Annotated in this window: 10 protein-coding genes and 2 pseudogenes; 4 read left to right on the top strand and 8 right to left on the bottom strand. The window is 55.5% G+C overall.

Features of this window, described 5'->3' with window-relative positions:
* Positions 1–49: 49 nt before the first annotated feature.
* Positions 50–229, top strand: a pseudogene (locus tag J5274_RS29165) (hypothetical protein); the annotation flags it as partial.
* Between the two features lie 217 nt (positions 230–446).
* Here J5274_RS29165 and J5274_RS25550 read toward each other — a convergent pair.
* Positions 447–1,100 carry a DUF3471 domain-containing protein gene (locus J5274_RS25550; protein ID WP_219275773.1) on the bottom strand — a complete coding sequence of 218 codons (654 nt, stop codon included), beginning with the start codon at positions 1,098–1,100 and terminating at the stop codon, positions 447–449.
* 64 nt (positions 1,101–1,164) lie between these two features.
* On the opposite strand from J5274_RS25550, the gene J5274_RS25545 reads away from it, so the two are divergent.
* Positions 1,165–2,319 (top strand): IS4 family transposase, encoded by a 1,155-nt coding sequence (locus J5274_RS25545; RefSeq protein ID WP_142832625.1) that lies wholly within the window; start codon positions 1,165–1,167, stop codon positions 2,317–2,319.
* Here the strand turns inward: J5274_RS25545 and J5274_RS25540 are convergent.
* The 6 genes and pseudogenes from J5274_RS25540 to J5274_RS25515 all read right to left on the bottom strand — a co-directional run bounded on the left by J5274_RS25540 (position 2,312) and on the right by J5274_RS25515 (position 7,985).
* Positions 2,312–2,587, bottom strand: coding sequence for a glyoxalase superfamily protein (locus tag J5274_RS25540; RefSeq protein WP_219275772.1), 276 nt, complete (start codon positions 2,585–2,587; stop codon positions 2,312–2,314). The two genes, J5274_RS25545 and J5274_RS25540, sit on opposite strands and share 8 nt — an antisense overlap.
* A 220-nt stretch (positions 2,588–2,807) precedes the next feature.
* Positions 2,808–4,048: pseudogene (locus J5274_RS25535) on the bottom strand (Tn3 family transposase); the annotation flags it as partial.
* Positions 4,023–4,748 carry an ABC transporter transmembrane domain-containing protein gene (locus tag J5274_RS25530; protein ID WP_224130075.1) on the bottom strand — a complete coding sequence of 242 codons (726 nt, stop codon included), beginning with the start codon at positions 4,746–4,748 and terminating at the stop codon, positions 4,023–4,025. The pseudogene J5274_RS25535 and the gene J5274_RS25530, both read right to left, overlap by 26 nt.
* Positions 4,749–5,865: 1,117 nt before the next feature.
* Positions 5,866–6,384, bottom strand: coding sequence for an AAA family ATPase (locus J5274_RS25525; RefSeq protein ID WP_219275770.1), 519 nt, complete (start codon positions 6,382–6,384; stop codon positions 5,866–5,868).
* A 10-nt stretch (positions 6,385–6,394) separates the two neighbouring features.
* Positions 6,395–7,138 (bottom strand): hypothetical protein, encoded by a 744-nt coding sequence (locus J5274_RS25520; protein ID WP_219275769.1) that lies wholly within the window; start codon positions 7,136–7,138, stop codon positions 6,395–6,397.
* A 232-nt stretch (positions 7,139–7,370) separates the two neighbouring features.
* Entirely contained in the window at positions 7,371–7,985 is a 615-nt protein-coding gene (locus J5274_RS25515) for a 3'-5' exonuclease (RefSeq protein WP_219275768.1), read from the bottom strand.
* Positions 7,986–8,376: 391 nt separating this feature from the next.
* Between J5274_RS25515 and J5274_RS25510 the strand changes: the two genes are divergently transcribed.
* Positions 8,377–9,000, top strand: a complete 624-nt coding sequence (locus J5274_RS25510) for a plasmid pRiA4b ORF-3 family protein (protein WP_219276044.1) — start codon at positions 8,377–8,379, stop codon at positions 8,998–9,000.
* Positions 9,001–9,127: 127 nt separating this feature from the next.
* Here the strand turns inward: J5274_RS25510 and J5274_RS25505 are convergent, their stop codons facing one another.
* Positions 9,128–9,394 (bottom strand): hypothetical protein, encoded by a 267-nt coding sequence (locus J5274_RS25505; protein WP_219275767.1) that lies wholly within the window; start codon positions 9,392–9,394, stop codon positions 9,128–9,130.
* 684 nt (positions 9,395–10,078) lie between these two features.
* On the opposite strand from J5274_RS25505, the gene J5274_RS25500 reads away from it, so the two are divergent.
* Complete coding sequence (locus J5274_RS25500; RefSeq protein WP_219275766.1) at positions 10,079–11,899, top strand: ABC transporter ATP-binding protein; 1,821 nt, start codon at positions 10,079–10,081, stop codon at positions 11,897–11,899.
* Positions 11,900–12,151 lie beyond the last annotated feature (252 nt).

Below are 12,151 nucleotides of genomic sequence, written 5' to 3'. Positions count from 1 at the left end.
ATCGGTTTTACGAAAGCACTCGAGAACAATCTCTACAATCCAAACTCACCTGAAATTGAGTAAATCTGTCAAGTTAATTTTTCAATTCGTCGCGGTAGGGCTTGCTAGACGCGCCGGTCAAAGTGTCACCGGAATTTTCTAAGAGACCGGTTCCGGCGCGAAGCTACATCGAGCCGAACGCCGTGAGATCATGGCCCTTGCTCAGGCCCGACAGATCGATGTCATTCTCGGCCATGGGATGGTTCTATTGCCGGGCACATTGGGGGCGGAACAAGAGCAGTTCAAAATCCTGCGCTAAGGTCGAACGTAGCGTGAACCGCGCTACGAACTCCCAAAATGGTCCACCCACGGATCGTAAACTAATGGCGGCAACGTGCATGCCTATGGCGATATCGTTGCCACTATCGTGCTTCTACCTTTTGATGAGCTGTTAAAGGGCTAGCCCTTTAACCGCCGGAGGTGACCCATGACCTTTCAACTTTGCCATCCGAACCGAGACCTATAGTCCAGCGGAAGAGCCGCCTTTCATGCTCGACGTGATAGGTATCGTCGCCGTTTTCTTGAACACCAACAAACCGAATCGACCTAATTTGCCCCTTCTCTCGAATAAAAGACTGCAAGCCAGTCAGTTGGTCACGGATAGCTTGGGCCTGCTCGGGGGCCATCTCGTCGTAGTTGGGATCTCCTGAGATTATCCCCTCGACAAATCGACGAAGGGCCTTCTCTGTACGCGGGTCGGGTAGATTATTTTTGATACGCTCCTCAAGCCTCGTGATTTGGCGTTCTGCGCTTTTCCCATCGATGCGCTTCCATGATCGCTCAAAGCCATCCTGATGGAGAATGAGATCAGTTACCCGGCCCTGGGAATTTATGATGAAGCTTATTTGAGCGTTAACGATGGTCGTAAAGAACTTCACTTCGCTTTCCGGGTAGATTTCTACCGGTCCTTGCCCTGTAATTTGGGAAAAGAATCTTTCGCCTTCGCGATATATTCGGAACAAAGTGCCGGGCTTAAGTTGATAGTAGCCAACGAACTTGTCGAAACGTTGAGAAGCGAATGGAACCGCAGTTCGCGGTGCGGCCCTCAGGCATCCCCTCATTTTGAGATGACGTAGGGCGGGAAAGATGATTCTGCATTTCCGTTCGAACGGAGAGCAGAGTCAGATGAACGGCAAGGCGGAGTTTTCTTCTGAAGCGGTGCATTCCTTTGTTGACGAACTTTTTGGCGAGGGCCTGCACGCGAAGCGGGTAACTTCGCTGGCGAAGGCGACGGTTGGCACGCTGCAGGCGTCGTCGCTGGCGGTGAGCGCGATTGGCCACGGTCTTGCGCTGGCCGAAGGAGGGCTCTCGCGTCATGCGATCAAGCAGGTCGACCGGATGCTGTCGAACGACGGGATCGAAGTCGACGCGCTGATGGCCGACTGGGCCGACTATTGTCTTGGTAGCCGCACCGATATCGTCGTCGCCATGGACTGGACCGACTTCGATGCCGACGGGCACTCGACCCTGATGCTGTCGCTGCTTACCGAACATGGCCGGGCGACGCCACTCCTGTGGTTGACGGTACGCAAGGCGGAGCTGAAAGCGCGGCGCAATCAGTATGAATACTGGATCGTGACCCGGCTTGCCGAGCTGTTGCCAACAGAAGTGAAGGTGCTGCTCGTCGCCGATCGCGGCTTTGGCGACGCCAAGCTCTACGGCGTCCTAAAGGACGAGCTGCACTTCGACTATGTCATCCGCTTTCGCGGCAACATCCAGGTGACGACCGGCGGTGAGAGCCGTCCGGCGAAGGAGTGGATCGGCCCCTCGGGACGTGCCAGGCTGCTGCGCGAGGCGACAGTCACGGCGCAGGGATGCCCCGTCGGTGCGGTCGTGTGCGTCCACGCCAAGGACATGAAAGAGCCATGGTGCCTCGCAACCAGCCTGACCAAGGTGACGGCAAAGATCCTCATTGATCTTTACTCCCGGCGCTGGGGCATCGAATGCGCGTTTCGCGATGCCAAGGATTGGCGGTTCGGGATGGGCATGTCGGCAACCCGCGTCTCCACGCCCGCTCGGCGCGACAGGCTGTGGTTGATCGCCGCTCTTGCCATTGTGCTCCTAACCCTGCTGGGCGCTGCCGGAGAGGCCATCGGCTACGACCGCCATCTGCGCACGAGCACGACATCGCGACGCGTGCATTCACTCTTCCGGCAGGGCGTGATGTACTATCAACTGATCCCCAACATGCCCGAGGAAAGATTACGCCCTCTCATCCTACAGTTCGAGACGCTCTTCCGCGACCATCAAATCCTCAAACGTACTTTCGGGATCATTTGAATGAGGGGATTCCTGAGGGTGCGGCCTGTTCTGCTAATTTGCGGCTGCGTTCATCCATCGAATCCCTCAAACTTTCGGCGTTATTTTGGGGCAAGGCCGCTCCGTCGCGACCTCCTTGTATCTTTGCCGATAGCGTATTCCAATCGGGAAGTCCCAGCATTTTCGAAACAAGCTCGAGGCTTTCACTGTGACTGACGACGAGGTCTTTTGCGGCCAAAGACTCACGTAGAGTCTGGGCCATGATTTCTGCTTCGCGGTAATCGCGCATAGACGTGTCCTTTGCAGGAGCGAACAAAAGCGCCAGATGGTTGCGTTAGCTGACTTAGTCGCTCGGGCAAAGGGAAGGCCATCGAGGCGTGATACGTTCACCATTCCCTGACGGGTGCAACCAGCAGGTCGTATCTACCTTTGGCGAAAGTGTATCAAGGTGGAAACTGTGTCAACCACTATTCGATAGGTTCGCATGAGCAATTGAAATTCGAATCCCGCTATGCGGCCCGCCGCATCCTGCCAGGAAGTCGCAAGGGCCTAAAGCCCTCCGCCATCTGTTGCTCAGCATCCCACGAATAGATGGCGGTAACGTTGATGTGCTCCCAACTGAGCGGCGAGACGTGTTTCAGCAGCTCGTTAGGAACATCCCGGCCCTGTTCTCGTAAAAGTGCTGCGGCGCGGCTCAGATAGACGGTGTTCCAGTGAACGATGGCGCTGACGACCAGATTGAGGCCGGAAGCCCGGAATGCCTGGCTGTCGAAGGACCGATCACGGATTTCGCCGCGCTCATGGAAGAAGACGGCGCGCTTGAGCTTGTGCGCAGCTTCACCCTTGTTGAGACCGGCCTGACAACGCCAGCGCAGCGCCGGGCTGGAATACCACTCGATCATGAACAGGGTGCGCTCGATGCGGCCCAATTCGCGCAAGGCCTTGGCGAGATCGCTGGATCTAGATGAGGCGGAGAACCTCTTGAGGATCGTTGACGGTGCGACGGTGCGCGTCGTGATCGAGGCGGCCAGACGCAGAAGATCGTCCCAATGTTCGAGAATAAGCGCGGTGTTGATGGGGCGCCGATGTGGTTTTCCAGCGCCGGATAGGCATCGGCCTTCTCGAAGGTATGGAATTTCCGCTCCTTGATGTTGCGCAGCCGGAGTGCAAAACGCTTGCCGATCAGGGCGAACAGCGCAAAGACATGATCGCTCGCGCCACCGGTATCGGTAAAATGCTCCTCGATCTCCAGAATCGTATCGTGGTCGAACAGACCGTCGAGGACATAGACCGCTTCGCTCTCGGTCGGGCTGATTGGCAATATGCCGAAGTATCCGTACTGGTCGGAGAGATGGCTGTAGAATTTCGAACCGGGTTCGCTGCCATAATGGAGATTGATGTCGCCGCGCTTGGCGGCCCGGTCGCTGGCGCGGAAGAACTGTCCATCGGATGAGGCGGTCGTTCCGTCTCCCCAGAGCTGCGAATGCGGATGACGCGCATGGGTATCCGTCACGCAGGCCTGGGCCGCCCTGTAGGTCTCGGATCGGGCATGAAAAGTGCGCATCCAACCGATCTGATGTGCACTGATCCCCTTGGAGGCTCCCGCCATGCGTTTTGGGCCAAGATTGGTGCCATCCGCCAACACGCCGGCGAGCATGGCGGAGATGTTCTGCGGCGCATCGCCCGTCCGGACATGCGTGAACTGGTCTGCAAATCCGGTCCATTCATGCACCTCCCTGAGAAGGTCCGGCGCCAAAGAATACGATCAGGATATCAAACGCATTGTTAAAGGCATCGTTGATGATGCCGTTGAAGATGTGCAACTTCGTAATCTTGAAGCCTAGATCCAAGGACGCAGACATCGTTCCATCGAGACGTTTTGCATACCGGTTCTCAGCTGCTTGCGCTTTCACGGTTTCGGCGTTTCTAAATGTCTCGATCATCCGGGACTGGTGTGCTGATTTTGCCAGAAACGCCTGTTTCAGGCGGCGGCGCAAGAAGGGACCGACTATTGCAATTGCTGCCATTTGTGTCGGCAGGACCACAATTATTATCAGCGTAAGCGATGGACTGATCGAAAAAAGAGCGCCCAGATAGATAAACGAAAAGACGATGTCGATGACGACGCCAGAAATGGTTCCAGTGAGAAATCGGCGGACGGTCTCGATTTCGCCCATGCGCGCGAAGAGCTCCCCCACCTGCCATTTCTGCAGCGTGCGCAGCGGCAGATGGAGGACGTGTTCATAGATGCGACTGCTAAATTCGCGCGTTAATTGATTGACCAGATCTACGCCGAGATATGTCGACACGGATTTAAATGCGCTCTGAAAAAGGGCGACTACAACGAGCAGAGCCACGACAATGTAAAGGCTAGCCTCTCGTTGAAACGGGAGAATTCTGTCGATAAGCGCCTTCAAAACAAACGGCTGAACAAGCCCTAGGAGGCGCATTACGATAGAGATTATTGAAAGTTCAAATATATGCGCAGTGTATTTCCCAGTAGTTTTTGTGAACCATGACAGTGATGCTGGGATCTCGTCCAACGGTTGTTTTCCTATCTAAGGCCACTTTTGGGGGTGATCGCCAAGGCATTTTCCACAAATATTTATCACTGTGAATGCATTACATAATTAAATTTCGGCTCAGTTCACAACAGCAGGAGAAGTTTAATGGGTGGCTCTTCAAATTCATCCGGTTCAAGCTCTATGTCCCAAGGTGTAGGGATGGGCGTCAAAGACGGATACAGTTTCGACGGCCAGGTGGCAGCATCGAAAGATCCGAGCAATAACCCTGGTTGGAGCAATTCTCTTCTTGGTTCTATGCTCGGGAACGGTGCGCCGGATCCAGCGGGATATACCGTTATGGGAGACTACGGCGGTGGGGGAGCCCCCACTGGCAATGGTCGGGACGGACCGGGCAGATAGCGCTCAGCACAAGCTCATTAAGAGTGGGAGAGCGGCGGTGTCCTTAGACTTTGCTATAATATTCAAAGCAACGCTGCTCGCCTTCCTAGAAGAAGGTATCAAATTTCTGATCGTGTGGGTGTTCAAGCGTACGCCGTACCCAGTTATCGCACTTCTCCCATTCGCCCTCCTCGAGGGATTAACACAATTTTCCTCAGTATCACGCCATTTCGCTTACCTCGGAGTCGACCCGGGTATCGCGTCAATATTACTGGCTTTATATTTTTTGATCTTCACAAAGGTTTTTCATGTCGCAACTAGTTATGTGTATCTAAAAGCCGAATTTCCGGCCTTTGCTCTCGTCTATTGTACGCTATGGCATACCACATCCAACCTTTTACCGTTGCCAATGCTGTCTCTGAAATATTACCTTCTCTTGCCCATATGGGGCCTTTTATCGAGCTTGGCGGCTGTTGCCATATTCTTGCTCATACAAAGGTTATTTTCGCGAGCTTTACCCCCTGTACATCGTTCTGCCAAAGATCCGAGATAGGCGTGGAGCCCGTCGCGTAGACCCAAGTTCGCCCAATAGCCGGTCGCGAGATAGGAGAGAACCCAATTCTGAAGATTCCCTGCCTTCGCGCTCGCCGCACACGTTTCGAAATTAAACATCTTCGCTCCTCAAATACCAAAGCACGCGTTCGATCCCCTGGTTCAAGGTCAGTGCCGAGGTATCGAGAATTTCACACCCGTGGCGGGACGCCTCATTTCTGAGGAAGCTGGCCCAGTTCATCATGTCCGCATTGGCGAGATCAGGCTGACCTCGATCGATCGTAAGACGTTCGGTCCTGGTCTCGTCGTCGCAGTCGACGAGGATTGCGGTATAGAAAGCAATGCCTGCCCGTTCGGCGGCCTCAGCCAGAAACGAAAATCGGGACTGACCTTCAAAAAGAACGTTGCGGCCTTGTGATAATAGTGGAGACAATCGGACCATCCATTCGAAAGTGGCCGCTCTCTGCCATCCCTCGACTGAGCCGAATTCGTCGATCATCTCTCGCACGGGTGGGACACCGATACGGTCCTTGTAGAAAACGTCGAACTCCTGGCCATGTCGGTGTTCGATCGCCTCAGCAATTGTTGTCTTGCCAGCTCCGGATGCGCCGGTGAGGATGACGAGTGGCATAAGCTTCCCCTTATGATATCGCAGTATCAACTGCTAAATTACTGTTTCGGAAGAGCCATAGAGTGCGATGGCCATGATGATATTTGCCGGCGCGCCCAAAGCCGGGATGGTCGAATTTAATTCCTTTGGCAGTCGCCAGAATGACGACCGGAACATTGATGCTGGCTAGCGAGGCCAGCAGAGCGGCTTCGTGTGCTCCATTTCGCCAATACTCTTGTTTGCCGTAAGGCGCGTCTGCCACCACTAGATCGACAGGCGGCAGATTGGCTAGCTTTAAGGCAAGGAGCTCAGCATCTGTCGCATCGGCCTGAATGACATGTGTAGACAGATGGCCGTGCAGATCAAAAAGCCGGTTGGCGCTCTCAACCGCGGCACGATGGCTTTGGCGGTTGTGCAGAGCAACGAAGTGGCTCAGCTCGCTGAGACGCTCAGATAGCCCTTCCTCTGTAAGGAGAGCCGCGTTTTTTCCTGCGACCGAAACGGCATAGGCCGAGACGTCCGACATGCTGATATTTCTCAACTGGTCGCCGTGCAAAAAGCCCAACACCGTGGCGAGATAGCCGCCTCCGCAAGTTGGATCATACAGGTGGTAAGGCGACGTCCGGCCCTCCCTCCTCAGAAGGGAGGTCGCTCGCAGAAACAATTCACTGGCAGGTCGTACGGGAAAGGCGGTGAGGCCGGGTCGGCTGAACAGGACCTTACCGCTCGCCAGATCTTCGCTCGGAAGATCGGTGCGAGAATGCACGAATTTCATGGAAGTCTCTCAGAATCGCAGCCAGCATTACAAGCTCGCCAATGCGAGGCTGGCTAAAACGTACCCAGGTGCGATGCACCTGCTTCGAACCCCTCCGGCAAGGGGAGCGCCCTTAGGCGTCGAAGAAGGCCGTTGCGATGTTGAGAGCGAATGTTTTCATGGCGACATAAACTTAACGCCTGGCGGCCGCACGCGCAAGGGTGTCGCCAGTTTCTCCTAACACCCGAGACAGCTACCGGCGATCAAAGACTTCAGGCGCCAACTGTCCAGCCATCATGAGATGCTGCAAGGTGTAGGATATCGAAAGGGCATCATCGAGTGCGTCATGGCCCTGCAGTGGGTGATGCTCAATTCCATAGTAGCCGGCAAGCTTGTTGCTCGGTGTTTTCGCCAAATCCTCGACCGGCATACCTGCTGCAAGCAGAAGTTTGACGGCATTATCAAAACGGTGGGCCGGAATGGGAGGTTGGATACCGGCGATATAGCAGCTAATCGCGACCATGTTCAGCTCGTCCTTGCCCCATGACCAAAACCGCATACCCTCCGAGAAGCTATCGACCCCAGTGAGGGCATCTTGCAAGGATACGCCGTCGGCCTCGATGTTTTTTTCGGTAATGCCGGTCAGTTTGGTGAAGAACGGATCGATGGCATACCTGTTGCCAAACCTGTCGACCGGCTGGACATATGCCTTGTATGTCCCCAAAATCGGAAATTCACCTTCAAGCCCCAGCCTGACCGCCCCGATCTGCGCGATCACGGGATCCGGATCGTGGGCTGCACACCAAAATCGACGTTGAGAGCCTTCCAAGCAAAGAAATTCGCAGTCAAATATGATTGCCGTTTTCATACGTCGCCGTTTCTCTGCGTTGACGAGTGCTTCTCATTACGAGAAAGATAACTGCACTTTCGGATATAGGACAACCCTCCCTATAGCATTCCCCATGAACCCGTCCGATTTACAGATTCATTGCGGCGCCAACGCTGCCGAGGGCTGTCCGCAAGCTTAAGCCGGTCACTAGAGCGGTATATCCGCTCACGGCTACATCGGACGCCCATCGCCGGATGGAGGCCGGTGGCTTGTCGGGAAGGCAGTTCTGGCTGGTTTTCATGAAAGAGGCACGCATACGGACCTATCAACTACCCTTGATGTAGGACGAACACACGGCGCCGCAAAACATCCTGGCATGCCGCACCCCGACCGACTTGACGATCTTTCGTCTATCTTGTTCATTCGGGGAATGTTCAAAGCCGCGAATGCTGTGCAGATCAGAGTTTCTATCGACGAGATCGAACCAGACGTCTGGCGCCGGCTGGTCCTGCCGGTCCAATGGAACCTAGAGCATCTGCATCTTGGAATTCAGGCTGCATTCAACTGGTGGAATTATCACCTCTATGAGTTCCGGATCGGTGGTCTGCGGTATGGGGAAGTCGAGACCCTGACGGAGGATGCCACCGACGACGATCCTCGGGTCTTCGATCAGAGCGAGGTCCGTTTGCTGGACTTCGAGCAAGGTTCCGTGTTCAGCTACCATTATGATTTCGGGGACGACTGGCAGCACACCGTCGTGGTTGAAGAGTTCTTGACGCTCACTGCTACGCCGAAGCACGGGAGCTGTGTCGCAGGCGCAAGGGCGCGACCACCGGAGGATGTCGGCGGCGTGTCGGGATATGAGCGGTTCCTGGAGATCATCGCCGACCGGGAAGACCCGGAGTATGATGAAACCATCCGTTGGTGCGGTGGCTACTTCGATTCGGAATGGTTTGACCTTTCGACTGCCGACAAGGATCTGCGCAATGCGTTGCGCTCCAACGTGAAACGGCGCTTGTATCAACCGAAGCCGAAGTATGTCCCAAAGAAATGAGTTAGCTGGGTGCGAGCGGCGGTCCTGATGGAATACGGATTCTCGCCAACTCCGCCAGGCAACGACAGCCTGTCCCTCTGTAGTAAGACCTTCGGGCACCGACTGCTGCGTCATTTAGGACGACGGTTCAAGCGTTCTGACTTCGATGACCAACGCCTTTTAACTCCGGAGAGTTTAGAAGCGTCAACGATACTGCTCGGTGGGTTGTCGGCGGCTGATTCTCGCTGTGGCATTGCGCCAACGTCTCAATCCATGTCGCGACATCACCCGGAATGGCGACTTCGCCCGACTCCAGCGCCTCGATCCAGGCAAGGTCGCAATGCAGCGAGTTTACCAAATCAATCGATGTCCAGCGGATGAGGTTCAGGCATTCTCTGAAACGGTCGGGCGTCATGTTGACCACTCCTAGTCCTCAAAGTTCGAACGACACTGTTGTGCCATTATACCCTCATTGCCGAGTTTCGCGCGGGAGCCGCTCGCGTCTATCCTGAGACGCGAGATTTCTAGCCCGCGCGGCGTTTTCCATGATCTTCGCAAATTCACCCAACGGCACGTGATCAGCGCGAAGCATAAGCCGGATCATCGGATCATGGAGAACTTCCGACATCGTCAAATCATCGTGGCACATGCGATCACCCTCTTTTTTGTGAGGTTGATAGCGCTGGTCTGTGACGCCAACATGATGAGAGCGAGGCTAGATCTGGGCCTCTTGACAGCGCGGACGACGAGGGAAATTCGGAACGCATCGATAGCAGGTGCCGCCCGCGATCTGTTGCAACTTTGCCGCATATCAAAGATTAGCTGGAAATCTCGCCGGGTTCGACTTGGCCTGCGTCCCCAATCGATCTAGGATTGGCAATCATCAACACGGTTCTAGGGAGTTTTCGATGGCAAATTTTCACAACTCCCGAGTAGCTTCCGCGAAGTTCGCCTGAAGCCTGCAGCGTTTTTTTGACGCGATAGAACCTGATTGACTGGTGCCACCCTCCCGTCGATCATTCCTCACAAAACCATTTCGCGCGTTTCTGCGCGGACATCCTTTTCCCTGTGAAGGAGCCGGCGTGAGCCGGAAATATCAATGGCTTTTGGTTTCAAATCCCGCCGCGGCGGGGCTTTTCGCAGCGTCTTCCGTTTTTGCTGGGCTCATTGGAAGCATCAGCCGGGCCGTGCGCTCTTCATGTTGTTCACGGTCATGCTCTCGACGCTTGCGGATGTGCTGACACCTCTGTTCTCCGGTCGGCTGGTCGATGCCGTGGTATCCGGGCAGGCGAGCGATGCCACAACATGGAGCAATGCCATCAACGCCTTTTGTTGGCTGATGGCATTGTCGATCGGCGCCGTCATGCTACGGCATGCGACGTTCACTGCCATTATAGGCTTCACCCTGAAGTCGATGTCTGAGATTGCCGCGGACTCTTTCGCCCATATCCAGCGGTTTTCGAGCGAATGGCATGCCAACAGCTTCGCCGGCTCTACCGTGCGCAAGGTGACGCGCGGCATGTGGGCGCTTGACGTCCTCAATGACACCGTCTTCGTAGCGCTATTCCCGTCGCTGGTGATGCTCATCGGCTCAACGATCCTGATGACTTGGTACTGGCCGATGATGGGAGTGCTGGTCGGCGCCGGTTCAGTCCTCTTTATTGTGTTCACTGCGGTGATGGCATTGCGCTATGTCGCACCTATGGCCAGCATGGCCAACAGTTGGGATACGCGTCTTGGAGGCGCGCTCGCCGACGCGGTGACGTGTAATGCGGTGGTTAAAGCCTTTGGTGCCGAAAGCCGCGAAGACGAGCGCCTCTCCTTCGTCACTCGCAAGTGGCAAGATCGAACACGACGGACCTGGACGCGGGGCACTCTGAACGGCACCTCGCAGAATGCGCTGCTTAGCCTGTTGCGTGGGTGCGTGCTGGGCCTTGCCCTCTGGCTCTGGGCCAATGGCAAGGCCAAAGCCGGCGACATCACCTTCGTCCTGACTGCGTTTTTCATTCTCCAGGGCTACCTGCGCGAAATCGGCATGCATATTCGCAACCTGCAGCGCTCGGTCAACGACATGGAGGAGCTTGTCACTATCCACGCCCAGCCTTTGGGGGTGGAAGATGTTACGGGCGCGCCAGCGCTTCATGTGAAGGCTGGCTTGATCACGTTCGATCGTGTCACTTTCCACTATGGCAACCACCATGCCCCGCTTTACAAGGACTTTTCGGTCACCATCCAGCCCGGCGAGCGGGTGGGCCTCGTCGGTCATTCTGGCTCTGGAAAGACAACCTTCATTAAACTGATCCAGCGTCTGCATGATATCAACGGCGGGATAATCTCGATCGACGGGCAGGACATTTCCAAGGTGGCTCAGACCTCTCTTCGCCGCCAGATCGCCATTGTGCAGCAGGAACCTATCCTGTTTCACCGTACGCTAGCTGAGAATATCGCCTATGCAAGACCAACTGCCACGCAATCGGAAATTCGAAGGGCCGCGCGGCTTGCCAGCGCCCATGACTTCATAGAGGCGTTGCCAAAGGGTTATTCGACACTTGTCGGCGAACGTGGCATCAAACTTTCCGGTGGCGAACGGCAACGCATCGCCATCGCCCGGGCATTCCTGGCCGACGCGCCCATTCTGATCCTCGACGAGGCGACCTCAAGTCTCGATTCAGAGTCGGAGATGCTTATCCAACAGGCAATGGAGAAGCTAATGGAGGGCCGTACGACACTCGTCGTCGCTCACCGGCTGTCGACAGTGCGGACGCTTGATCGGCTGCTGGTCTTCGAACGGGGACATATCGCAGAGGAAGGCACCCACGCGAGCCTGATCCGGCGCAAGAGCGGGATCTATCGCGGGCTGTTTGAGCGCCAGGCGTTGGAGCTTACGAAGGGCATAGAGAGCGAGGGGCTGATCGGCTGATAAGAGGCTACAGGCAGCCTTCTCCCCGAAGAATGGGCTCACCTGGCACGCGAGGTTGCCCCTCGCCTTGAAGGGAATCGAACCCGCGACCGGCTGGCCAAAATTACATAAGCGTCTGAAAAGGCGCGCTCTTTGCGCGTAATGCGCATTTATGGAACTTGGACGCGGCAGTTGTAGATCCCGCGTCAACTACCCGGCATTCGCACGGGTAGCGGTATTTACGATGATTGGCAGGTAGAATAGCATACTACG

The organism is Rhizobium sp. L51/94 (genome assembly GCF_019355555.1).
Taxonomy (GTDB): domain Bacteria; phylum Pseudomonadota; class Alphaproteobacteria; order Rhizobiales; family Rhizobiaceae; genus Rhizobium; species Rhizobium rhododendri.
This window is presented reverse-complemented; position numbering and strand designations above follow the sequence as displayed.